Annotated in this window: 25 protein-coding genes; 6 read left to right on the plus strand and 19 right to left on the minus strand. The window is 34.6% G+C overall.

What is annotated here, in order from left to right:
* Positions 1-70: 70 nt before the first annotated feature.
* The 8 genes from srlE to A9G12_RS06725 all read right to left on the minus strand — a co-directional run bounded on the left by srlE (position 71) and on the right by A9G12_RS06725 (position 7,635).
* Positions 71-1,099, minus strand: coding sequence for a PTS glucitol/sorbitol transporter subunit IIB (srlE, locus tag A9G12_RS06690; RefSeq protein ID WP_065565023.1), 1,029 nt, complete (start codon positions 1,097-1,099; stop codon positions 71-73).
* A 10-nt stretch (positions 1,100-1,109) separates the two neighbouring features.
* Positions 1,110-1,631, minus strand: coding sequence for a PTS glucitol/sorbitol transporter subunit IIC (gene srlA, locus A9G12_RS06695; RefSeq protein ID WP_065565089.1), 522 nt, complete (start codon positions 1,629-1,631; stop codon positions 1,110-1,112).
* A gap of 61 nt (positions 1,632-1,692) precedes the next feature.
* Positions 1,693-2,082: a transcriptional regulator GutM gene (locus A9G12_RS06700; protein WP_065565090.1), complete on the minus strand. Its 390-nt coding sequence runs from the start codon at positions 2,080-2,082 to the stop codon at positions 1,693-1,695.
* A gap of 86 nt (positions 2,083-2,168) precedes the next feature.
* Positions 2,169-3,416, minus strand: coding sequence for an NAD(P)H-dependent oxidoreductase (locus tag A9G12_RS06705; protein ID WP_065565091.1), 1,248 nt, complete (start codon positions 3,414-3,416; stop codon positions 2,169-2,171).
* 239 nt (positions 3,417-3,655) lie between these two features.
* Complete coding sequence (locus A9G12_RS06710; protein ID WP_065565092.1) at positions 3,656-4,603, minus strand: sugar-binding transcriptional regulator; 948 nt, start codon at positions 4,601-4,603, stop codon at positions 3,656-3,658.
* 174 nt (positions 4,604-4,777) lie between these two features.
* Entirely contained in the window at positions 4,778-5,014 is a 237-nt protein-coding gene (locus tag A9G12_RS06715) for a FeoC-like transcriptional regulator (RefSeq protein ID WP_065565093.1), read from the minus strand.
* Positions 5,015-5,075: 61 nt separating this feature from the next.
* Positions 5,076-7,397 (minus strand): Fe(2+) transporter permease subunit FeoB, encoded by a 2,322-nt coding sequence (gene feoB / locus A9G12_RS06720; RefSeq protein ID WP_065565094.1) that lies wholly within the window; start codon positions 7,395-7,397, stop codon positions 5,076-5,078.
* On the minus strand, positions 7,375-7,635 hold the full coding sequence (locus A9G12_RS06725; RefSeq protein ID WP_065565095.1) for a FeoA family protein: 261 nt from the start codon (positions 7,633-7,635) through the stop codon (positions 7,375-7,377). The genes feoB and A9G12_RS06725 overlap by 23 nt, the downstream gene beginning before the upstream one ends.
* A gap of 431 nt (positions 7,636-8,066) precedes the next feature.
* Here A9G12_RS06725 and A9G12_RS06730 point away from each other — a divergent pair, with 431 nt between their 5' ends.
* The 3 genes from A9G12_RS06730 (at position 8,067) to A9G12_RS06740 (ending at position 9,863) form a co-directional block, all read left to right on the plus strand.
* Positions 8,067-8,423, plus strand: a complete 357-nt coding sequence (locus A9G12_RS06730) for an ArsC family reductase (RefSeq protein WP_065565096.1) — start codon at positions 8,067-8,069, stop codon at positions 8,421-8,423.
* Positions 8,424-8,437: 14 nt separating this feature from the next.
* Positions 8,438-9,577 carry a succinyl-diaminopimelate desuccinylase gene (gene dapE, locus A9G12_RS06735; RefSeq protein WP_065565097.1) on the plus strand — a complete coding sequence of 380 codons (1,140 nt, stop codon included), beginning with the start codon at positions 8,438-8,440 and terminating at the stop codon, positions 9,575-9,577.
* A 94-nt stretch (positions 9,578-9,671) separates the two neighbouring features.
* Complete coding sequence (locus A9G12_RS06740) at positions 9,672-9,863, plus strand: YpfN family protein (RefSeq protein WP_065565098.1); 192 nt, start codon at positions 9,672-9,674, stop codon at positions 9,861-9,863.
* Positions 9,864-9,865: 2 nt separating this feature from the next.
* Here the strand turns inward: A9G12_RS06740 and cysZ are convergent, their stop codons facing one another.
* The 7 genes from cysZ to A9G12_RS06775 form a co-directional block, all read right to left on the minus strand.
* Entirely contained in the window at positions 9,866-10,669 is an 804-nt protein-coding gene (gene cysZ, locus A9G12_RS06745) for a sulfate transporter CysZ (protein WP_065565583.1), read from the minus strand.
* 152 nt (positions 10,670-10,821) lie between these two features.
* The gene (locus A9G12_RS06750; RefSeq protein ID WP_065565099.1) at positions 10,822-12,747 is read right to left on the minus strand and encodes a tRNA(Met) cytidine acetyltransferase TmcA domain-containing protein; all 1,926 of its coding nucleotides are present in this window, start codon (positions 12,745-12,747) and stop codon (positions 10,822-10,824) included.
* Positions 12,748-12,750: 3 nt separating this feature from the next.
* Complete coding sequence (locus tag A9G12_RS06755; protein WP_065565100.1) at positions 12,751-13,206, minus strand: DUF441 domain-containing protein; 456 nt, start codon at positions 13,204-13,206, stop codon at positions 12,751-12,753.
* Entirely contained in the window at positions 13,206-13,916 is a 711-nt protein-coding gene (gene purC / locus A9G12_RS06760; protein ID WP_065565101.1) for a phosphoribosylaminoimidazolesuccinocarboxamide synthase, read from the minus strand. Before purC ends, A9G12_RS06755 begins: the two co-directional genes overlap by 1 nt.
* 215 nt (positions 13,917-14,131) lie before the next feature.
* Positions 14,132-14,869: an outer membrane protein assembly factor BamC gene (gene bamC / locus A9G12_RS06765; protein WP_065565102.1), complete on the minus strand. Its 738-nt coding sequence runs from the start codon at positions 14,867-14,869 to the stop codon at positions 14,132-14,134.
* Positions 14,870-14,908: 39 nt separating this feature from the next.
* Positions 14,909-15,787 carry a 4-hydroxy-tetrahydrodipicolinate synthase gene (gene dapA, locus A9G12_RS06770; RefSeq protein ID WP_065565103.1) on the minus strand — a complete coding sequence of 293 codons (879 nt, stop codon included), beginning with the start codon at positions 15,785-15,787 and terminating at the stop codon, positions 14,909-14,911.
* A gap of 95 nt (positions 15,788-15,882) precedes the next feature.
* On the minus strand, positions 15,883-16,641 hold the full coding sequence (locus tag A9G12_RS06775; RefSeq protein ID WP_065565104.1) for a Nif3-like dinuclear metal center hexameric protein: 759 nt from the start codon (positions 16,639-16,641) through the stop codon (positions 15,883-15,885).
* A 243-nt stretch (positions 16,642-16,884) separates the two neighbouring features.
* Between A9G12_RS06775 and fbp the strand changes: the two genes are divergently transcribed.
* Both fbp and rnt read left to right on the plus strand, forming a co-directional pair.
* Positions 16,885-17,886, plus strand: coding sequence for a class 1 fructose-bisphosphatase (fbp, locus tag A9G12_RS06780; RefSeq protein ID WP_065565105.1), 1,002 nt, complete (start codon positions 16,885-16,887; stop codon positions 17,884-17,886).
* A gap of 229 nt (positions 17,887-18,115) precedes the next feature.
* On the plus strand, positions 18,116-18,775 hold the full coding sequence (rnt, locus tag A9G12_RS06785; protein ID WP_218056594.1) for a ribonuclease T: 660 nt from the start codon (positions 18,116-18,118) through the stop codon (positions 18,773-18,775).
* 60 nt (positions 18,776-18,835) lie between these two features.
* Here rnt and A9G12_RS06790 read toward each other — a convergent pair whose 3' ends face one another.
* On the minus strand, positions 18,836-19,162 hold the full coding sequence (locus A9G12_RS06790; RefSeq protein ID WP_065565584.1) for a Grx4 family monothiol glutaredoxin: 327 nt from the start codon (positions 19,160-19,162) through the stop codon (positions 18,836-18,838).
* 276 nt (positions 19,163-19,438) lie between these two features.
* On the opposite strand from A9G12_RS06790, the gene yccS reads away from it, so the two are divergent.
* On the plus strand, positions 19,439-21,589 hold the full coding sequence (yccS, locus tag A9G12_RS06795; RefSeq protein WP_065565107.1) for a YccS family putative transporter: 2,151 nt from the start codon (positions 19,439-19,441) through the stop codon (positions 21,587-21,589).
* A gap of 24 nt (positions 21,590-21,613) precedes the next feature.
* On the opposite strand, the gene A9G12_RS06800 is transcribed toward yccS, so the two are convergent.
* From A9G12_RS06800 to yejK, 3 genes are all read right to left on the minus strand, one after another.
* Positions 21,614-22,069 (minus strand): hypothetical protein, encoded by a 456-nt coding sequence (locus A9G12_RS06800; protein ID WP_065565108.1) that lies wholly within the window; start codon positions 22,067-22,069, stop codon positions 21,614-21,616.
* A 195-nt stretch (positions 22,070-22,264) separates the two neighbouring features.
* Positions 22,265-23,107, minus strand: coding sequence for a deoxyribonuclease IV (gene nfo / locus A9G12_RS06805; RefSeq protein ID WP_065565109.1), 843 nt, complete (start codon positions 23,105-23,107; stop codon positions 22,265-22,267).
* 17 nt (positions 23,108-23,124) lie between these two features.
* On the minus strand, positions 23,125-24,129 hold the full coding sequence (gene yejK / locus A9G12_RS06810) for a nucleoid-associated protein YejK (protein WP_065565110.1): 1,005 nt from the start codon (positions 24,127-24,129) through the stop codon (positions 23,125-23,127).
* Positions 24,130-24,233 lie beyond the last annotated feature (104 nt).

The following is a 24,233-nucleotide window of genomic DNA, read 5'->3' on the forward strand; positions in this document are numbered from 1 at the left end:
GAATTCTGGAACAATTGAACCAATTTCAGTAATTATACTTTTAGCCATATTCGACTACTCCTTTGATTAACTAATACATTCCAAAACTAAATAACCAGGCAATAATAACGGCTAATATCCCTGTTATCATGCGACTATATAATACCGCCGGAACTCCATACTGCACGGTTTTTGGTTTGGCCTCACCCAAAGATAAACCTACCGGTATAAAATCACACCCTGCTTGAGCATTTATCGCAAATAAAGCCGGTAATGCATAAGCTACCGGAATCGCCCCTATCGCAATTTGAGAACCAATCAATACGCCTATTACTTGGGCAATAACTGCTCCCGGACCTAATATCGGTGATAAAAATGGTAAGCTACAAATAAAGGCTATTATCATCATTCCCCATAATGAACCGGCTAAAGGGGATAATGTTGTCGCGATAATATTTCCTATCCCTGTATAGTTAATAATACCTATTAACATACTAATAAAGGCCATAAATGGAATTATATTTTTTATCAACATATCGGTTGAATCTCGGCCCGCTTGATAAAAAATCCCCATCGCCTTACCTATGCCTCGGGATAATTTAATTAAAAATCCTTCTTTTTGATTTGCTTTATGTTCTTCCTTTATTTGCGCATATTTTTCTTTGAATTTTTGACGATCCAAAAGTGGATCTTCAACCGCCTGTGTCGGTTGTTCGTCACTTTGCGAATATGTTGCTGATTGTTCATTATTATCTTCAATAAGTGTAATATTTTCCGGTTTTACACCAGAAACAAATATATCTTCTGTAATATGTTTTGCTAATGGTCCACTTGGTGCTGACGGAATAACATCAATAGTCGGAATTTTTTTCATTGGATAAACACCAATTCTAGCTGTACCACCACAATCGATAATAGCACACATAATTTCATTTTCTGGAATGGCATTTTTAAATCCATCTACCGCTTCACCTCCAGACAATTCAGCTATTTTACTGGCTACCGGATGGATCCCTCCACCTGTCACTGACAGAACTTTATGTCTTTCTGTTGTCGGTGTTAATCTAAAACCCGTACCCCAGCCACCTTGACCTTTTTCAATAAAAATTGTTTTATACATAATATGGCTCCTACAGATTCTCTTTACGCATTAAAAATTTGGTGATCATTTCAGTAATAATGCCACGCATTAAAATAACCACAATACCAGCTAAGAAATACCGAACGGAAAGACTTGAAATATTAAACCCAGCTTCCATTACACCATTCGCTATACCTAAAAATACAAATAACTCACCGGCATTTGCATAAGGAAACAAGCCGGTAACTGGATGTAAAAAAGAAACAACAGAATCATAAAATGCAGGTTTTTGTTCTTCTTTTACAAAACGCCCGAACGTATATGCCATTGGGTTAGTTAACATTAAAACTGATAATATTGGCATAAGGCTGTATCGTAAAATAATATTTCTAGCTGAAAACTGAATTGCTCTTGTTACCCTTTGTTCACCGATAAAGGCAATTATCGAATAAGTAAATGTTAACAAGACGATCAAAAGCGGGATAATGCCAGTCATAAAACCAACAAATACTTGCCCTCCGGCTTGAAATAACCCAATAAAATGAGTTCCAAACCATTCTATATATTCCATTATTATCTCCTTTTTTTATATTGAAAATACGATTTAAATAAAATAGTTAAATCTATAAGAATTAACTCGAAATTTTATTAGTTGCAGTTTTGATTATTGCTTTTTCCCAAAGAAAAAGGTTTCTAGTTTGTTGCTCTTTTTCAAATTGTTTTATTATTTGTGATAAACTTTGTTCATAAAATTGAGGAAGTATTTTGAATTTAGCAAAAATAGATTTTCCTTGTAAAACATGACACTCTCTTACTATATTATTTTGATCAACAACAATTACCGCAATTGCGCTTGAACCAAACCGCTTACGTTCCATTGATGAATAAAGATAATAATTATTAGAATTGGAATATTGCTGGGTAATTTTATGCATATATCGTTGATAATAACGTATCTGTATAAAACTTAATATTGATTGTAAAGCAAAAACACAGCATGCAATTACCACAATATTCTTCATCTTTAATATCTCCAAATAGCTTGATGCAATAATTTTTTGATAAAAAAAACTGCTGAGATATCACTTCTCAGCAGTTTATGGCACTACTAACTAAAAACTTCATCTTGTAATTTACGTAATTTCCATACAGTAGTTGTTTCATCTAATGTAACATCATCTTCAGTTAGGAATTTACCATTTGGTATTGCACGTTTAGCCACGACGTTACCACTTATCAGACCAATTGGAATGTTTTTATTAGCTTTCATATCTTGGTGAGTTTCAATTACACCACGAACACAAAAACCGCCGATTCCATCAAGTCTCTCACCAGCTTTAATATCTTTTTTAGCTACAGCTACGGTTTCAGAAACTGGCGCTCCACAAGGAACAATTGCAGTATCATGATTTAAAACAGCTTTAGCGATAGTCATTGGTGTTTCTAGACTAGCTAAATGGAATGGTCGATATAAAATGTGGTGATCTCGATCGCCTTTTTTCATTAAATAGTTTAATTCATGTTGTACATTAGCATTTTGACCTTTGACTATTGCAAAAATACCAGGCGCCAAACCGTCAACATATTCAACTACTCCAAATTTATTCAACACACCACCATTTTCTTTAGTATTCAGATCTTTAAGTACTGAATCTAAATCCCCTTTGACACCATGCATACCCACAATATCAGGAACAAACCCCATCGCATTAGAAAGTAAATTCATTTCGGCCATGGTTTTAGTACCATCTTGGAATGCAGCTAACATATGAGATGACATATTTTTAGAATCTGCCTCTGCTTGAGCAGTATCAGGGTTAGCTTCAATTTTTAATTTATTATTTTTACCTTTACCAACAACCAGTACTTCCATGCCCATTGATTTAGCAAATTCATACATTTCAAGTGTTGCTGCAGGTTCATCACCATCTGAACCTGTATACACAAGATCTGCTGCACTAAATAATTTATGCATTAATGGTCCAATAGTGATATCAATTTCTACATTGAGTAATACCAAATGTTTTTTTGCTAAAAGGGTTTCTAACGCAATTTTTGCTCCAACCTCTGGAACTCCTGTAGCATCAACAATAATCTCGACATTTTTAGATTGAATTACTTCTTTGAAATCTTCAGAGACAAGAATATCATTTTTTTTACTTGCACTAGCTTGATAGTCTTTAGCCGCTTTTTGAGCTGCACTTATATGAATATCACTAATTCCTGTCACACACATACCTGGAATAGTTGCAATTTGAGCAATCATTCCCGATCCCATTTGACCGGCCCCAATAACACCAACACGGATAGGATTATCATTTTCTTCTCTTTGTAACAATTGTTTATATATGGTCATTTTATAAAATCTCCTTGTTGACTAATTTTAATATAAAGCTAATAAATACATAACCTGAAGATAGCATATAAAAATATAACCACAATTAGCAAAACAGCATTTTGTGACATTTGTCACAATAAATATCATTTGTCACGACAGGTAAAATATAGTTCTTTAGACATAAAAAAACCTCTTTATTGAATAAATAAAGAGGTTAACTAATAATTACTATCAAAATAACGATAAATATCTCAATATTAGTCGGTTGTTTTGAGAATGTATTCTGCCATTTTATCTGTCATTACAACTATATTAATTAGTTTTGCGTTTAATGCAGCAATGATAGCTTTTTCCTTATTTTCTCCTGAAACAATAGCTACAACAGTAGGAATTTTATGTAAATCTTCTAAGCTCAATCCAATAATACGTTGATTAATAGGACTATTAGCTTCTTTCCCATCAGAGGTATAAAAACGTGAGTTACAATCGCCAACAACATCATAATAACGAAATTCTTCTAGATCTTTATTTACGATATAACCAATTTGTTCCATAGTGCTATGATAATAAGGATTAGAAATGCCAACAATAGCCATATCAACGGTTTTACCTTCATTAAGCACTTCATTAATATATCTATTTTTACAAAGGTCGATTTTCATTGTTTGATCTTCGACTAAAGCAGGAGCATAAAGATATTTACAGGTACATTGCATTTTTTTCTTCAGATCATAACAAATCTGATTTGAGTGTAAATCCACTTCATCTGCGCCCATACCACCGATTAACGGAACAATAACCAAATCTTTATGGGTAATATATGGAAATTCATTCACAAACTTACGGATGGTTTTACCCCAAGAAATACCCAATTTATTAACTTTAGTTATCCGTTTATTTAATGCATATGCAGCTTTTTTTGCTAACCAATTGGTCGATTCTTCAACTGAAAGATTATGTGTTGCAACTACAATGGCTTCTTCCAATTTATACTTATTTTCTAATTGTTGTTCTAATTCAACAGTATAGGCTGTTTCATCTTTAATGAAAATTTCAACTATACCGTGCTCTTTTGCTTCTTGTAATTTTTTTGAAATAATTGATCTCGATATACCTATTTTTTGAGCTATCTGAGCTTGAGTCCAACCATATTGGTAATACCAAGTTGCTATTTTTACTAAATCTCGTTTTTCTTCCCATTTCATAGGCTACTCCTATTTATTTATCTAATTGACAATAGTCAATTAATATCACAAATGTTATACCCATAGTAGCATAAACGGCAAAAAATCAAAGAGTAGGTTGGTTTAGTTCAAATAATGTTTACTACAATAAAATAATAACCTTGATTAAATCAATCTTACCGAAGAGTAACTAAATTACTGCCACACATAAATTTCCGTAGATATACTATTACAAGAACCACAACCACTGCATTTTCGTTGTGGGCAATTAACCAAAATATCTTTATTTATGCGCTTAATAATACCTTTATTAACCCAAAAACCTAGCATCTGGATAACGGCACTTTCAGGTAAGCGAAAATGGTTGGCTATGTTGTGTAAATCTACACACCCTTGTAATTTAATATAATCACGAATTGCTGTCATTATCATAAATGGTTTATAAGCAGCTAATGCTGCTATCTCCTACTTTTAAAAAACAATCAATTAAATTTTAATCACAACACTTAAATTTAGTAACTACATTTTCTTTGCTAATGATACATTGTTCAAACAACGGATAGCGGGCTAATAATCGCATCATACCTAGCATACTCACCATTAATATTACGCAAATTAGCAGCCAATAACCTGCTGAGCTTGAATGTCTAAATATGGTTAATTGATAATAAATAGTTGCCGTCAGCCATGCTATGCTAAAAGTCCAAACAGCGACAAATAACATCCATTTGAAGCCAGCTTCACGATAAATAGTACCTAATGCCGCAGCACAAGGTGTATATAATAAAATAAAAATTAAATACGCAAGCGCTGCGTCAGGTGTTATAAATGAGATTTTGATTTGCTCAACCGTAGTCGAATCAACTGATAAATCGGATTGTAAGGTAGCGATATTGTCATCAACACTTGCCAGACCAAGCGGATCTAAAACTGAATCAGCTAAATTAACCAAATTTTTGGGTATAGAAGTTATAGCGTTAAAAACACCTTTAGTTAAACTAAATTGCTGATTTAGCTGTTCATCACCCATGGAATAAAGGGAATTTAACGTAGCAATTACCGATTCTTTAGCAAATATCCCAGTAAATATTCCCACTGTAGCGGGCCAATTTTGTCGATTAATTCCCATTGGTTCAAAAATTGGCGTGATTTTTTGACTCACGGCTGTCAAAACAGAATTATCGGAATTTTCATGACCAAATGAACCATCTGTGCCCCATGAATTAAGCACGCTTAGCAGTGTTACTAGCAACACAATTGCTTTACCAGCTCTAAATATAAAACTCTTTAACCGCTGCCAAGTTAATTTCAACATATTGGTTAAAGTTGGAATGCGGTAAACTGGCATTTCCATAATAAATGGCGTAAGTTGACCTTTTAATAAAGTTATTTTTAAAATGAAACCGGTAATAACGGCTAATAAAATTCCCAATAAATACAAACCAAATACTACTATAGACGCATGTTTAGGGAAGAAGATTACTGCAAATAAAGTATACACCGGCAAACGGGCGCTACATGACATAAATGGGATCATACAGATAGTCATGATTCGGTCTCGAGTATTTTCTAATGTGCGGGTGCCCATAATCGCAGGTACTCCACAACCAAAGCCTACAAGCATAGGTACAAAGGCTTTACCTGGTAAGCCGATACAGCGCATAACCCGATCGACTACCATTGCCGCTCTGGCTAAATACCCCGAATCTTCTAAAAAAGAAAGGCATAAAAACAACATTGCAATAACCGGAATAAAGGTCGAAACAGTTTGCAAACCTGAACCAACACCATTAGCTAAAATAACTCGTAGCCAATCTGGCGCATTTAATAGTTGCAAAATATGTGACAGACCATCCACAAAAATAGTGCCACAAAGTACGTCAAAAAAGTCAATAAAAACTGAACCGAAATTAATCGCCATGATAAACATAGCGTACATAATTAATAAGAACAATGGGATACCTGTTAAACGACCTAATGTGATTTTATCAAGTTTTTCAGATAAACTTTCACTGATTTCGCGCGGTTTAGCGATCACTTTTTGACAAACATGATCAATAGTTTCATAACGAGCACTAGCTAATGCCACATCAATTTCATTATCATAACCAGTAGCCAATAATATACGACAAGCATTTAGTTTTTCTAATTCGAGTAGGTTAAATGAATAGTGCGAACTATCTAACAATGCATCGATTATTTGCCAACGATTAAACTGATGCATTTGGCTGTCTACTGGTAACTGCTTAATATATCGATCAAGTACGGCTTGTTGCTCGGTTCCTAATGTATCTATTACCGGTTTAGCTAATGGCGGTGTTAATACTGCCTGTGCCATCTTTTGATAAAGAATGTTCATGCCTATTTTTTTACTTGCTGATATACCAATTACCGGGCAACCGAGTAAATGAGCCAAAGCTTGTTGGTTAATAACTTCACCCATAGATTTAACCGCATCAATCATATTAAGCACTACTAAGATCGGCACTTGCAAGTCGATCAATTGCATGGTTAGGTACAAACTACGTTGCAAATTAGTGGCATCAATAATATTAATAATCAAACTGTCTTTTTCAGTCAGCACAAATTCACGAGCAACCAACTCATCTTGTGAAATTGATAATGGATCGGTTTCGATAGAATAAGTACCAGGCAAATCGATAATGTTATATTCCGCATCTTGATAATAAAATATACCGGTCTTACGTTCAACCGTTACCCCAGGCCAATTACCTACTCTTTGTTTTGCTCCTGTTAATAGATTGAATAATGTCGTTTTACCACAGTTTGGATTACCGATTAACGCAATCTTCACGCGTCACCCCCATTACTTCAATCGCCGCTGCTTCTTTCCTTCGCAAACAAAGTTTAAAACCACGCATGTTTATTTCTAACGGATCACCTAATGGTGCCACCCGCACTACCGAAACCTTACAACCGGGAGTTATACCCATAGCCAATAGCTTATGGCGAAAAGCTAACGAATCGGGTAATAAGCGAACAATAACCGCCTCATGCCTTAAAGGCAGGTGATTTAGTGTAACAGATGACATTATACTTCCTGGATTTTACTGATTGAATTTACTGCATAGATTTTAATTAGCTGTAATATTACCGCTTTTAGTTTAAAAATGCGAATAATTCGTGTTTTTTAACTCGGTTAAACAAATTATTTTAAATTAATGCTAAAAATGCAATATTGAAGCTAATAAAAACATAAGTGCTATTGGGAATCAATTTTTTATAATTATCTTTTGTAAGCCGTGGTCAAAAGCAGTAATAAAATGCTACAAAATTTAATCTGTAAAGATGTTTCAGGAGTGGCGTACGTTTTAGTAAATATATAATTAAATCCAGTGACCTTTTCACAGTAATAAATTATATAAAAATGTTGTTTTAAGATTCTCATTTAACACCTAATTGCTGATATTAATAGTTAACTGTTATAATCTTTTTATTATAATTCAAATTAGGAAAGATCTTAATGTATATCATTTATGGTATTAAAAATTGTGATACGATGAAAAAAGCCTTTGCATGGCTTGATGCACATCAGATTAAATATCAGTTTCATAATTATAAAACTGATGGTATTTCGGCAGATCAGTTGCGATCTTTTTTGCAATTAGTTGATTGGCAAAGTTTGCTTAATACTCGTGGTACTACTTGGCGCAAACTGGATGAATCGGTACGTGTTCAAATTAATAATGAGGATGCGGCAATAAAAATTATGTTAGCTAATCCATCTATTATAAAACGTCCTTTATTAATCGAGAGTGATAGAGCTTTGTTAGGATTTTCAGACCTGAGTTATTCCCAATTCATTTTTCACAAAAAATAAGATCGAGAACCATTATGACGGAACCAGTAATTGCCTTAACCACTGCATTGATTGCCGAAAAATCAGTAAGTCCTGATGACAAAAACTGTCAACAAATAATTATTGAACGATTAACAAAGCTAGGTTTTATCATTGAAGCTATTAACATTGGTAAAACTAAAAATCTATGGGCTTTTCATGGTGATCCAAATGGCAAAACTTTAATGTTTGCCGGACACACAGATGTAGTTCCAGCTGGTGATGAAAGCCAATGGCAATACCCACCCTTTGTTGCTACCATTGATGATAATGGGATACTTTTTGGGCGTGGTGCTGCCGATATGAAAAGCGGCGTCGCTGCTATGGTATGTGCTGCTGAAGATTTTGTGAAGAATAATCCTAACCATGCTGGTCGAGTGGCTTTTCTAATAACTTCCGATGAGGAAGCCGACGCCAGCGATGGTACCGTTAAAGTAGTAGATTTACTAATTAAACGCCAAGAACGTGTTGATTATTGTATTGTTGGTGAACCTTCCAGCGATGAAGTGCTTGGTGATCAAATCAAAAACGGTCGTCGTGGTTCGTTAACAGCCAATTTAGTTGTTCATGGTGTTCAAGGCCATGTGGCTTACCCTCACCTTGCAGATAATCCGGTACACCGTTTTGCCCCGGCTTTAAATGAATTAGTTAATACGGTTTGGGATCATGGCAATCAATACTTCCCACCCACTACTATGCAAGTCGCTAACATTAATGGGGGTACTGGGGCCGAAAATGTGATCCCTGGTGATTTAAAAGTACAATTTAACTTCCGTTATAGTAGTGAACTTACCGACGCTATGATTAAAACGCAAGTTGAAAAAATATTACAAAAATATAATTTGCAATATACCTTAAATTGGCGACTTTCCGGTCATCCATTTTTAACGCCTCAAGGTGATTTAACCACTGCTGCTATTAGCTCGATTAAAGAGTTAACCCAAGTTGACACACAATTATCGACTACCGGTGGAACTTCTGATGGTCGCTTTATTGCTAAAATGGGCTGTCAAGTGATTGAACTTGGCGTTTTAAATAAGACAATTCATAAAATCAATGAAAATGCCAGCTGTCAGGACATCATTAAACTAAAACAGATTTTTCAACGAATTTTAGAAAAATTATTATTAGCTTAAGGTGTCTCCACATAAAAGGACTTAATAAGCTACAGGTAGTCAAAATTAAGATCGCTTATTAGGTCTCTAAAACTAACACTTAACGAGAATTAACATGGAATGGCTTAAAGATTATTGGTGGGTAATTGTTATTATTCTTATTGGAATTTTTATTAATACAATTAAAGCGTTGAATAAACTTAATTACAAATCCTATCTAGAAAAAAAGAAAGGGATAAAACCTATCCCTTATAACGATGATGAGGATGATGATTGGCCATCTAATCCTCCTACAAATAACGCTTAATATTAGTTAAATTTGTGACGACTGCTTGCAAATAATGCTTGATGACGGTAACGATCCACCCACATTGCTGTTGAACCACAAACCGCAATTGGCATAATAACTAAGTTAAGTACAGGTACCATCGTAAACAAGCTGACTAAAATCCCATAAGTTAGATTATCCACTTTATCTTGTTGCAGTAATACTCGCATATCGTGAAAACTAATTTTGTGGTTATCAAAAGCATAGTCAGCATATTGAATATTAATTTGCCAAGCAGTAAATAGAAACCAAACAATTGGCATAACTGACTGCCCTACCACCGGAATAAAGTAAGTGAGTAAGATTGGAATTGCCCATAGCAAGTAGTTAAGTAATTTTTGCACTTCGCGACCAAATACCCGTGGTAAATCTTTAATCAAACTCATCCAAGTGGTATCAGGTGCAGGGATCCCTGTCAATTGCGCTTCAACTTGTTCTGCCAATAAGCCATTAAAGGGAGCCGCAATTATATTTGTTACGGTACTAAAAAAATAGCAAAACAAAATAACTAATGTTAACGCAATGATAAAGCTAATAATGTAACCTAACCACTGCAACCAATTCGGTACCAAAGTTAATCCCCAATCAATCATATCAGTGATTACCGAGAAAAACCAATAAAACAGTGCCAACATAATCACGATATTGGCCAGCAATGGTAAAAATACAAAGCGCTTAATCCCTGGATTAAATGCCAAAGACCACCCTTTTATAAAATAATCAACTCCATTTGCAGATCGGTTTTGACTCGGCTGCTGGTAATTATTAGATTGATGGTGATTTATACCATTATAATTCACTATTGTTTCCTTATTTAAATCAAGCTATAGCGTACTTAAACAGATAATTCTATATACAATTTAACTAAATAATAAATGTAATGAACAATCGTTAATCATTGAGATTATACATTCTGTTGTTAGACTTATTTCTCAACCTAACGCCGACTAGCAAACCACTTAGCCAATTCTTGCTTTAACGCTTGCATTAAAGCATTCTTACCGGTTAACTGTAGCTGTTGTATTACTGGTAATTCACTGGTGTTATTGGCCAATAATGCATTCAAAATTGGTAAGTCTATCTGCTTTGTTTGAGTATGATTATAGTTGTGTAAACGGCAAAGTGCGGCATAGGTGGACTCATATGGTCGGTGATAGTAGCAAAAACCATAAAGTTCTTCAATATCTGCATTAGTTAAGCCTTGATCGGAGTCAAATGCTACTATTTGGTCGAATGGTAGATCAATGATTTGCTTTAACCAATAGCTATTTCGCTGTAATTTATGCTGTAATTTTTCAACCAAAATTTGCCCTGATTGGCTAATTGCCTTAATCGCCATCACCGAATAAGTACCGCTACTGGTCTCTTTACGACTGGCAATGTGAACGATGTTAAAACCACAGGCTAGCCAGAAACGATAATTATCATCACTAAAAGCAAAGCTCACTGATACAAAATCCTTTCCATACTCTATGGCATAATTAGAAATGGATTGAACTAAGTTTTGAGCAATATGCTGACGACGATATAACTCAATCACTGCAATACGGTTAATGCGCAGCGACTGTAATTTGGCAGCTAATTTTTCCCCAGCATGAGCCACTAATGATTGTGCTACTAAGTTACCTTTAGGTCGACGATTGCCTTTCCAGATTTCATTAATTAAGGCTTCAGTTAAGTTGCCTTCATTAATAGTCACCGCCGCCGCAACTCGTTGATCGCCAATTTTAGCTTGCCAGACCAATAAATTTTGTGCATCAAACAAGCGCCGTAAATCAACTAAGGTGGTTTGATAATGAGCATTCTTTAATAAATGATAGATCTGTTGAAGTGCCGGAATATCTTGGCGGTCAACCAGCGAATAATTGGTAGTTTGATTAACCATAGGCATTTGGGTAACAAACGTTGACATGGCATTTAGCATTAAGTGATCGCTAAATTGTTCCAACTGATCATCAGCATACCAGCGAATCGGCTGTTGCAAATAAAAATAGTCGCAAGGCTGATCTGCCAATAATTTTAATAAAAATCCCTGCCCTGTTCCTTCATAACCTTCCACGGTTGTGGTTAATAAAATTTGACTACACTTTGAAATTGCCAATTGCAATAATTTAGCCAAAATCGGGAGTGGGATCATAGCCGCTTCATCAATAATTAAGTATTCCGGAAAAGGATCAATGTTGGCGGTAATTAATTCATCGGGGGCATAAAATGGCGTAGTGGTTTTGGCAAAACGGAAAAATGTAATCAGTGAATTTTTATTCGGAGCAGTAACTAAACAATGATGGTAATGGCTAAATTGACCAACTAAAGCTGATTTACCTCGCCCACGTTTGGCTATCACTACCTTTATGGTCTTAGTACTTTGTAGTAATTGCTTTAAGACATTTTGTTGTTCTTGTAGATTGTAAAAGGCATTATCCAAATTATTAATTTGATGATTAACAGCATAGTTATGTTCAGCCAAAACATGCTTTAAATGAGCAATAAAATTAGGGACCTTAATTGGACAAGGATTTTCGTTCCAACGTAAACTATCATGATCTTGCCAGTGACTAAAATCCTCCGGTAATAATAAAATTAACACACTACCGTTAACTAAGGTGCCTATCAACATGGTTAATGCATCTAAATTAAACGCTTGAGTAGCATCGAAAATGGCATGTTTAAATTCTTGACCTAACAACTGTTTAGTTTGATTTGAAGTTATAACATTAAACAAATTGGTAGGTAAATTAGCTTGGTTAGTGACTGTGATCCAGTCACCTTGGTTTTGCCCAACTACAGTTGTTAACTTAGTAAATAAAATTGTTGCATCACCGTGTAATACCCATAGCTTTCTGGTGCTATCAGTAATATGCATAAATTAACTTTTTCCAATAAGTAATGACAATATTCCTGCTGCAATCAGCGGACCAACCGGAATACCTTTGAAAAAAGCCACACCGATCAAGGTGCCAATAATTAAACCATTAATAATGGTTGGATGAGCACCAATTAACGACACTCCCCTAGTCCCTAGCCACGACACTAAGATCCCAACCAATATGGCTAGTAATGATTGCCAAGTAGTGAAAGATTTAATAATATCTTTAATACTTAATGAACCATCAGCTAGTGGTACCATCATTGCAGCGGTTAAAATCACAATGCCAATAGTAAGACCATATTGATTCAAAAACGGGAAGTAAGTTGCTAACGGTGTTAATTTGAATAGTAACAGAACCAATACCGCGAACGTAACTGTGTTATTGTGAGTTAAATAACACAGTGCCGCTAGTCCTAATAATACAAAAAAGGAAATGTCAAACTGAGCAAACATTATAATGGTACACCGATGCGCTTGGCGACTTCCTCATATGCTTCGATCACTCCACCTAAACCTTGACGGAAACGGTCTTTATCCATTTTTTTCATGGTGTCTTTTTCCCACAAACGGCAACCATCTGGTGAAAATTCGTCACCTAAAGTGATTTCACCTTTATAGAGGCCAAATTCAAGTTTATAATCCACTAGAATCAAGCCAGCTTTATCGAACAATTCAGTTAAAATAGTGTTAATTTTAAAGCTGAGTTCTTTCATTTTTGCCAGCTGAGCGTCCGTTGCCCAACCAAAAGCTTTACAATGAGACTCGTTAACCATTGGATCATGTAATGCATCATTTTTAAGAAATAACTCAAAGGTAGGTGGATTGAGAACTTTACCTTCTTCCACCCCCAAACGTTTAACCAATGATCCAGCTGCACGGTTACGTACCACACATTCCACAGGGACCATATCGAGTTTTTTGACTAATACTTCATTATCAGACAATAGACTCTCGACCTGAGTAGGAATGCCAGCATCATGTAATTTAGTCATAATAAAATAATTAAATTTATTATTTACCAAACCTTTACGATCTAATTGTTCAATACGTAAGCCATCAAATGCTGAGGTATCATTACGAAATTCAAGTATCAATAAATCAGGATTTTCTGTGGAATAAACGGTTTTTGCTTTACCACGATATAGTTCAGCCAACTTTTTCATGTTTATAACCTTATGTCAAATTACTAATAAATAATTAAGGAGCTACACGCTCCTTAGGTTCAAAACTCGTTGTTATTATTTTAATTTAACTATTAATATTAATAGCTTTTACGACATGGAATTGGGTTAGATAAACTTATTTCTTGCCTTTTGTAACTGAGAATTTGCTGAATTTTTAGACTCAACAAAACTACATATTATTAAATTTAGAAAACCTATTTATCTTTTAAATCTTTGAGTAATTCCGATGCGCTATTAGTTTCTTCTTGCTTTTCATTACCTTTCAATTCATTAGTAGGTATTCGTGCTGATGGTGGTGCTGCATCGTCCATTATGGCATTAAACAAAGTAACTACATAACGTTGTACTTCTAATGGATTAGAAGAAAGATCTTCTGCACCACGAGTTAATGAATTCAGAGCTACAGTAATAGTCTCAGCCCCCCCCATAGTATGGCGTTGAATTACATATGATGCTTGCACAGTTTGTTGTTCATCATCACTTAAAATAAATGCATTAGCGGTACGAATACTATTATTGTCGCTACTACTAATTGGGATATTTTTTCGATTTAAAGTATTTGTAATACTACTCCACACCCCACTATTCGCTGGTGCATTTAAAGTCACAATACCATTATTATAATTTGCATATGCATCGGCTATAGTTGGGATAGGTAAAAGAGGTGGGCGAATATCTACTTGTTTCCCGAGAGCCCCGCCTTCTGTTTTGGTAGTATAAACATAAAAATCAGCAGCCTCAGCTGGTACACTAACCCCTTGAGGTACGATTAAAGGTTTTAAGGTTGGTGAATTTAAATAATCATCATTGCCTTCAACTTCACGTTTATAATTTACATCACTACCACAACCAACAAGAAACAACGCTGCAACAGTCGTCAAAATAACTGTTTTTTTAGTAATAGTATTTTTTAATACAGTTTTATTAAACATATATATCTACTTAGAAATTAATTGTTAGACAAAAATAAATTACAGCAAATTAGCATCTTTTAATGCCTTTTCCACCACTGGAATTGCAGCTTCGGTTAATGATACCATAGGTAACCGAATTGCGGCATCCGCCATTAGACCTAACCTAGCACAAGCCCATTTTACTGGGGTAGGGTTTGGTTCAATAAATAAATTGCTGTGCAATGATAATAGGCTATCGTTAAGTACTCGTGCTTCTTGAATATGATTATTAGCGACTAATTCACATACTGTAGCAACCTGTTTAGCAGCAACATTAGCAGTAACAGAAATCACCCCATCACCACCTAAAATCATAAAATCTAAAAATGTTGCATCATCACCACTTAATAATTTGAAATCATTACCCACTAACTTACGAGTTTTATACACTCGGGATAAATCACCAGTTGCATCTTTTAAAGCCACAATATTTTTGATTTTAGATAATCGCCCAACCGTTTCTGGCTTAATATCACTACTAGTACGTCCAGGAACGTTATATAAAATTTGTGGGAGAGCAGTATTTTCGGCGATAGCTTTAAAGTGTTGATACATGCCTTCTTGAGTTGGTTTGTTATAATAAGGTGCTACCGATAAACAGGCAACTACACCAATATTTTCCACTTTGTGGGTTAATTCGATGGCTTCTTTAGTCGCATTAGCACCAGTACCAGCGATAATATTAATCCGCCCATCAGCATAATCAATAGTACGTTTTATCACATCAATATGCTCGTGATGATCAAGTGTCGCTGACTCACCAGTAGTTCCTACCGAAACAATCCCTGATGTGCCATTAGCAATATGATATTCAACCAAATTTTTTAAGCTTACATAGTCCACATTACCTTTAGTATCCATGGGCGTAACAAGTGCGACCAGACTTCCTGTAAACATAAAATGACCCCTCACGTTATTGTTTATTAACAATTCTAAAGAATTAAAGACCTGTCATTAAGTATGCGATATTTCCCAAGTAAATTCAACTTTTGTTATGCAGGATTATCAATATCAACAAAAATAACTTCAAAGTTATAATGTGTAGCCAACCATTCACCTAACATTTTAATACCATAACGTTCAGTAGCATGGTGCCCTGCAGCATAGAAATTAATGCCATACTCACGAGCGATATGGATAGTACGTTCCGATACCTCACCAGTGAAAAAAGCATCAAAACCTTGTTCTGCAGCATGTTCAAGAAAATCCTGTCCCCCACCACTACACCAAGCAATACGGTTAATCACTGATGGTGCATTATCCCCACAAAATAATACCGAACGTTTGCCTTTATGTAATTGTTGTTCAAGTTGTTGTTTAAATTGCAACGCAGTAATTGGTTCATTTAAGCTACCCTTAAAAAGAAGATCTGTATCATCTTCACGTTTATCCACTGTAATATTTAATAAATTAGCAAGTTGAATATTATTACCTAATTGTGGGTGTCCATCTAATGGTAGATGATAACCAAATAAATTTATATCATGCGAAAGTAATGTTTTAATTCGTTGATATTTAATTCCAGTAATAGTAATAGGTTCGTTTTTCCAAAAATAACCATGATGAACTAGCACTGCGTCGGCTTGCAATGATACAGCTTCATCAAGTAATCGTTGACAAGCAGTGACGCCAGTAACAATTTTTTTGATCTCTCGGCGCCCTTGCACTTGTAAACCATTAGGTGCATAGTCACGATAACGATTAATTTGCAATTGGTCATTAATGATCCGCTCCAGTTCAAAATTTTGCACTGTTAATTCCTCATTTTATAATTAAATATGTTACAAATCTGTAACTTATTTACAATAAATTTTGTCTCAAAAAAGCAAAACTTTTTTCACGCAAAAAACTAACTCAATAGCACACAATTATAGTCGCTTTCTTAAATTAACTCACGTATATTGTAGATAATTTATCTCATGAAGTAGCCTAATAAATGGGGTATAAGTCAAAATTATCTATTCCACGGCAAAATAATAAAGGATTAATATTTAATGAAAACTCTCGGTGAATTTATTATTGAAAAACAAAGTGAATTTCCTCATGCAACTGGTGAGCTAACCGCATTAATTTCAGCTATAAAACTTGGTGCTAAAATTATTAATCGCGACATTAATAAAGCTGGATTAATAGATATTCTAGGTGAAAATGGTGAATCAAATATTCAAGGTGAAAAACAGATGAAGCTTGATGTATTTGCCAATGAAACACTTAAGGCCGCCCTTGAAGCTCGTGGTGTAATTGCAGGTATAGCTTCAGAGGAAGAAGATAATCTAGTCATTTTTGGCAAAGATCGTGCTACTGAAGGCAAATATGTAGTACTCATGGATCCACTCGATGGTTCATCAAATATTGATGTAAATGTGTCAGTAGGGACTATTTTTTCAATTTACCACCGCATTACAAAAATTGGCACGCCAGTTACTGAACAGGATTTTATGCAACCGGGCCATAAACAAGTGGCTGCTGGTTATATTATTTACGGTTCATCGACTATGTTGGTTTATACGACAGGTTGTGGGGTCAATGCTTTTACTTATGATCCTTCTATTGGTGTTTTTTGCCTAGCACGAGAAAATCTGCAATTTCCACAATTGGGTACCACGTACTCGATTAATGAAGGCTATTATTCTAAGTTTCCTAAAGGTGTAAAAAAATATATCAAATATTGCCAAGAAGAAGATGAAACAACGCACCGCCCTTATACTTCACGTTATATTGGTTCACTAGTATCTGACTTTCATCGCAATTTACTTAAAGGTGGGATCTATATTTATCCAAGTACCGCACAATATCCAAATGGTAAATTACGTTTACTTTATGAAGCAAATCCTATTGCGTTTTTAGCCGAACAAGCTGGTGGCAAAGCAACTGATGGATTTAGACGAATTTTAGATATTGAGCCACAACAATTACATCAGCGCACCCCTTATTTTGTTGGAGTTAAATCTATGGTTGATGATGCTGATCGCTTTATGGCTGAAAATCAAGATTAATATAATTTACCTTGCCGATAGCTAATATCGGCAGGAAAAAGTGACTAATAAACTATTATTTAAATAACAATACTCCTGATTTATTAGATTTCTTAATACTACTCCAATTATTAATCATAATTAAAAGTTAAGCATAAATGTTTAACAAAAAATGTAAGCAGAGAAAACTAGGTTAATAATTTAAAAACTGGCATAATATGCCTCATTTTACTTAATAAGATAAATTATTGTGCCTAACGCTAAACTATGTGAACGCTTTCGGGGTTTTTATCCTGTCGTGATTGATATTGAAACTTCAGGTTTTGATCCTAAACTCAATGCTATTTTGGAAATTGCTGCCATTACTTTAAAAATGAATGAAGAGGGTTGGCTTGAACCTGATGAAAGCTTGCAGTTTAATGTAAATCCTTTTACTGACGCAATTTTAGAACCAACTGCATTAGCCTTCAATGGTATTGATCCAGCAAATCCTTTACGAGACGCTGTCGATGAAAAAATCGCATTGGAGGAAATATTTAAAATAGTACGAACTGGCATAAAAGCTAATGGCTGTAATCGTGCGGTTATTGTGGCGCATAATGCCCATTTTGATCATAGTTTTTTAATGACTGCTGCAGAAAGAGTAGGCATAAAAAGAAACCCTTTTCATCCTTTTGCTACTTTCGATACAGCTTCACTTAGTGGCCTAGTCTTTGGGCAAACGGTGCTCGCCAAAGCCTGCGAAATAGCACAAATTCCTTTTGATCATAAACAAGCCCATTCAGCTTTGTATGATACAGAAAAAACAGCTATTTTATTTTGTGAAATCGTCAATCGTTTTAAACGATTAGGTGGTTGGCCATTAGTAATGGCAAATTCACCGGCGGATATTGAATTAAATGAAGCTTAAAACTTTAGTTTAGCCAGTGCATTATTATAACACACTGGCTTCTATAACATTTTGACAAAATTACGCTTTATGCTTGGCGGCAGTTTGTTTAATTAATGTTTGTAGCTCTCCGGCTTGGAACATCTCTAACATAATATCGCAACCACCAATCAATTCACCTTCCACCCATAATTGTGGGAAGGTGGGCCAGTTAGCGAATTTAGGTAATTCAGCACGAATATCAGGATTTTGTAGAATATCAACATAAGCAAACTGCTCACCACATTGAGATAGTACTTGCACCGCTTGTGCCGAAAAACCACAGCTTGGCAGTTTGGGGGAACCTTTCATATATAGAATTATTGGATTTTCAGCAATTTGTCGCTTAATTTTATCAAGAGTGGTCATTTCAGTAGTCATATACTTAATTCCTTTGTGATCTAGATCATTATTGAGAATTATTCTAACGTAGATTTAATGCCAATCATACTGCTACAACATAATATTTTATTATTCATATAAAATTACTAATAAAGAGCAACTGGCATAGAAACTATATTTCATATTTTTAACTAAATTAGCTTAATTTATAATCACCAAAATAGACTATTTACTCTTTTGTCTGCAATTACGTTATAATAGCTAGCATATCATTAGCAGAACAAACACCTAATTAGAAACATAGTGCAACCTTTTATCCTAACCTTACGCAAAGTTTTTTATAGTAGCAATCTGCTATTTAGCATTCGTATATTAATTAGCCTTATGGGTTCTACCCTGGTGCCATGGTACTTTGGCCGAATCGACTTGGTTATTCCACTAACATTGGGTGTAGTTGCAGCGGGATTAACTGAGATCGATACTAGATTATTAAGCCGTTGTATTAATATAATATTTACATTAGTTTGTTTTGCTGTCGCGACTTTTTCAGTGGAATTATTGTTTGATTATCCACCGCTATTTATTGTGGGATTAGTCAGCTCAACTTTTATTTTCATTATGCTGGGCGCACTGGGGCAACGTTATGGCGTAGTTGCTTTTGGTTCGCTATTAATTGCCGCTTATACCATGCTTGGGCATAATTTATATACTGATAATTATACCTTGCCATATTTTTTATTAGTGGGAACACTTTGGTATAATTTAGTGTCGTTAATAGAGTCGATTATTCAACCTATCCGGACCACGCAACAAGCATTATCCAACTGTTTTATTAAATTGGCTCAATACCTAGATGCTAAAGCTGCTATGTTTGATCCAGATGAAACCAACGGCTTTAACAAACAAACATTGCAATTAACCGATAGTAATAATCAATTAATCAATGCCTTTAATCAAACTAAGCGCTCGCTATTTAATCGACTGAAAAGTTATCGAGGACAATCCTATATTAGAAAGCTACTTAGTTATTATTTTGTGGCGCAAGATATTCATGAACGAGCTAATTCAGCTCATGGCGATTATCAAGCGTTAAGTCAGCATTTTAAGCACAGTGATATTTTGTTTCGATTCGCACGAATTATAAATCTACAAGCCCAAGCCTGTACCAAATTAGCCTTATCTATTAAGTTAAACCAAACTTATCAGCATGATCCATTATTTACTCGTTATTTTAGTTATCTAGAAGAAGCTATCAACCAATATCAAGGTAATAATAATGATAAAGCTACCGTGTTACTGATAAAATCATTACGCAATCTTCATCAAAATTTATTGGCTATCGATTTATTGCTAGCTAATATCGATACTGAACAACATTTATCACAACAGCAAGAAAATAACCAATTGGTGGATGATGAACTTACTAGCTTTTATGATATTTTTGCTAAAATAAAGAAAAACTTAACGGTGAAATCATCACTATTCCGCCATGCTATTCGAATGAGTTTAGTGTTTTTAGTAGGCTATACAATTATCCACTTTTCTGCACTTGCCCACGGTTACTGGATTATTTTAACCAGTTTATTTGTTTGCCAACCCAATTATTCAACCACTAAACATAGATTAAGTTTGCGAGTAATTGGCACCATTTTAGGGATTATTGTGGGATTGCCACTAACTTATTTATTCCCAAGTGTGTTAGCTCAATTAGTATTAATTATCATTACTGGTTGGTTATTTTTTCTATTTAAAAATTCGCAATATGCTTATGCCACAGCTTTTATCACTTTATTAGTATTTTTTAGCTTTAGTCTGATTGGTGAAAGTAGTGTTGAGGTAGCAATTTCGCGCATAATTGCCACATTAATCGGTTGCTTTATTGCTTGGTTTGCCGTCAGTTTTATATGGCCTGATTGGAAATTTAGGAATATACCGAAATTAGTCGATCGTGCTTGCCATGATGATAGTCACTATTTAGCTGCAATCGGGCAACAGTATTTATCTGGTAAAAGTAATGATCCTCAATACCGTCTAGCTAGACGGGCTGCACACGATAGTAATGCCGATTTATCTTCTTTGATTAGTTTGATGACTAAAGAACCGCATGTAAATCCTAACTTAATTAATCAAGGGTTTCGGTTATTAACTCTCAATCATACGCTTATTAGTTACCTTTCCACCTTAGGAGCTCATCGCGATAAGATTATCACTAATCATACCCTTGAGTTATTTGATGATCTTTCGGTTTACATTATTAATATATTAAGTGATAAAAAAATCACTGCTGACTATTCATCAATAAAAAAATCAGTAACCGATTATATCGAAACATTACCTACAAACAATGAACAAGCTAATAATGATCTATTAGTTATGCAACAATTAGCTTTAATTTTAGAAATTTTACCAGAAGTGATTTCTCTTGCTAGTGAATTGGATAATAAAACAGATTAAATTAAAGTTACAAATCATATTATTTCAGATGCCTAAAATATAGATGGCACCATATTTTTGGATATTTTCATCAATCCAAGTACAAAGATCGCTAATCATCTTAGAAAAAGTTATTTTGTATTGAGGAAAATTATCAACCATATCTTTTAACCAAAATTTATCGAAAACAAATTTAAAATTAGATAAATCAGGTTTTAACTCGTACAAATTTTTCACATTCTCTAACTTATATTGGAGCAATAATAATGCCGATCGAATCAGCAACCACTGTCCTTTACTAATTTCAGTCGTTCCCCAATGCCCATCGTTTTGATAATTAGGTACATTATGGAAAATAATGTTTTCGATAAAACTAAATGCGCTTTCTGATAAATATCTGGATGTTTTATGCCAACAACTATCTTTAAATGGTGGTAAAGCAAACTCAAAAATCAGACCACTGATGCCTTTTTCGTATGTTCGTAAATTAAAATTTATCATATAGTTGTTATTTACTTTATAATTAAGCTTTGGATGATGGCAATCACATGTTGGGATTATATAATCAAATATCTTCCCGATAATGACTGCCTTTCCAAGCTATTAGTTTAATCCCACCAAGCGTTGTCGCATAAGTATCAAAACTTGATACTAAGGCAAAAATTATAAATAAAAAATAAACTATTTTATTTTTTACTAGTTCATTTGTTCCTTTAACCACGCAATTTCTTGTGCCCAGATATCAGGATTGATAGTTTCAAGAATGATAGGGATTTCGTCGATTCTTGGGTCGCGCATAATATACTTAAAGGCCATTTCGCCTATTTTACCTTTACCTAGACTTTCATGACGATCAACATGACTAGCGAATTCGCTTTTAGCATCATTTAAATGCATACCTCTTAGGTACTTAAAACCAACAATTTTTTCAAATTCAGCAAAAGTCTGTTGGCAGGCCTTTTCGGTACGTAAATCATAACCTGCAGCAAAGGCATGACAAGTATCGATACAAACGCCGACTCGGCTTTTGTCTTCAACTTGGTCAATAATTTGGGCCAGATGTTCAAATTTATAGCCTAAGTTAGAACCTTGCCCGGCAGTATTTTCTATCACCGCCACCACATTTTTAGTTTTACCTAAAGTAATATTAATTGATTCAGCAATGCGAGTTAAACAATCATCTACCGAGATTTGTTGTAAGTGACTACCCGGATGAAAATTTAGTAAAGTTAAGCCGAGTTGCTCGCAACGTTGCATTTCGTCTAAAAACGCGGCACGAGATTTATTGAGTAATTCACTTTCAGGGTGACCTAAATTAATAAGGTAGCTGTCGTGTGGTAGGATCTGTTTGCTAGTAAAACCATATTTTTCACAACGTTTATGAAAACTGTCAATAATTGCGGCTTCTAATGGTTTAGCATGCCATTGGCGTTGATTTTTCGTAAATAAAGCAAATGCTGTTGCGCCAATTTGATAAGCGTTAATAGGCGCATTATCAACTCCCCCTGAGGCACTCACATGTGCGCCAATATATTTCATTTTTTGCTCCCGAGTAATTAATTCGAACTAGTGTTACGCTGCAGTTGATCACGTAAATTAGGAGGTACTCCTTTGATTACTAATGAGTCAGTTTGCGGATCCCATTTAATACGTTCACCTAATAAATCGGAATCAAAACTTAAAGTTAACCCTCCGCCACTGCCGGAAAATTTTTTAAGTTGTCGTAATGCACTGCGATCAGCAGGGAATGTTTCTTCCAAGTCATAATCATTATTTTTGACAAAATCAATGAAATTGTTATTGGCCGTAGCTGGTAATTCATTAGCAAGGTTTTTCAGTTCAATTTCTTCACCAACTTGTAATTGTCCTTGGCAGTATTGATAAACATTTTCACGAGCGCTAGTTTTATCTTGTTTATCAAATTGCATTTCCTGGCAATAATCATCAACAGCTTTAACTAAAGTTTTATTTTGCGCTTTAGCATCTAGTCCTTCACTTGCTCCTAAATAATCCATAAAGAAATCAGAAACCTTACGCCCAACTCGACCTTTTAAAAAAGTTAAATAACGTTTGGAATTAGCATCTGTTTCCCATTCAGTGATGTCAATGCGGGCTATAATATCCGCATGATCAATATCTAAATATTGAGTTTCACTAATATCAAGTTGTTCATTTACCAACATACTCAGGCAACTATTTAGTACTGCAATAATTAAATATTCAACCGCTAAATAACGATAATGACAAAATATAACCGTACCACCTTCAGCAAAAGGGTATTTAGCCAATTCATTACGTAATTGCTTAGTTGATTCTTGACTAAAATTTAAAAAGTTCTGATTCCCCAAGCGCAATTCTTTAAGGGATTGTTCAAACAAACTTTCACTATTAAACAATCCATAAGCTTTACTTTTATTGTTGTATACGCAATTGACATCCTCAATTAAATTAACTACGGACTGTTGATTACCAAGCATTGAGTCACGCAGTTGTAATTCTATTTCAGAGTCGCTTTTTCTAATTAATTTATGTAAAATAACCTCTTCTATTTGTATGCTCATTATTTTTTCCTGTTTGCATCGTAATAGTAAATTGTATACTATTTTATCAAAGCGCCCAAAAAGTGCTATTAACAATTCATAAGTCTGTTAGACTAACAAAGAAC

The organism is Gilliamella sp. wkB112, from assembly GCF_001690685.1.
Taxonomy (GTDB): domain Bacteria; phylum Pseudomonadota; class Gammaproteobacteria; order Enterobacterales; family Orbaceae; genus Gilliamella; species Gilliamella apicola_J.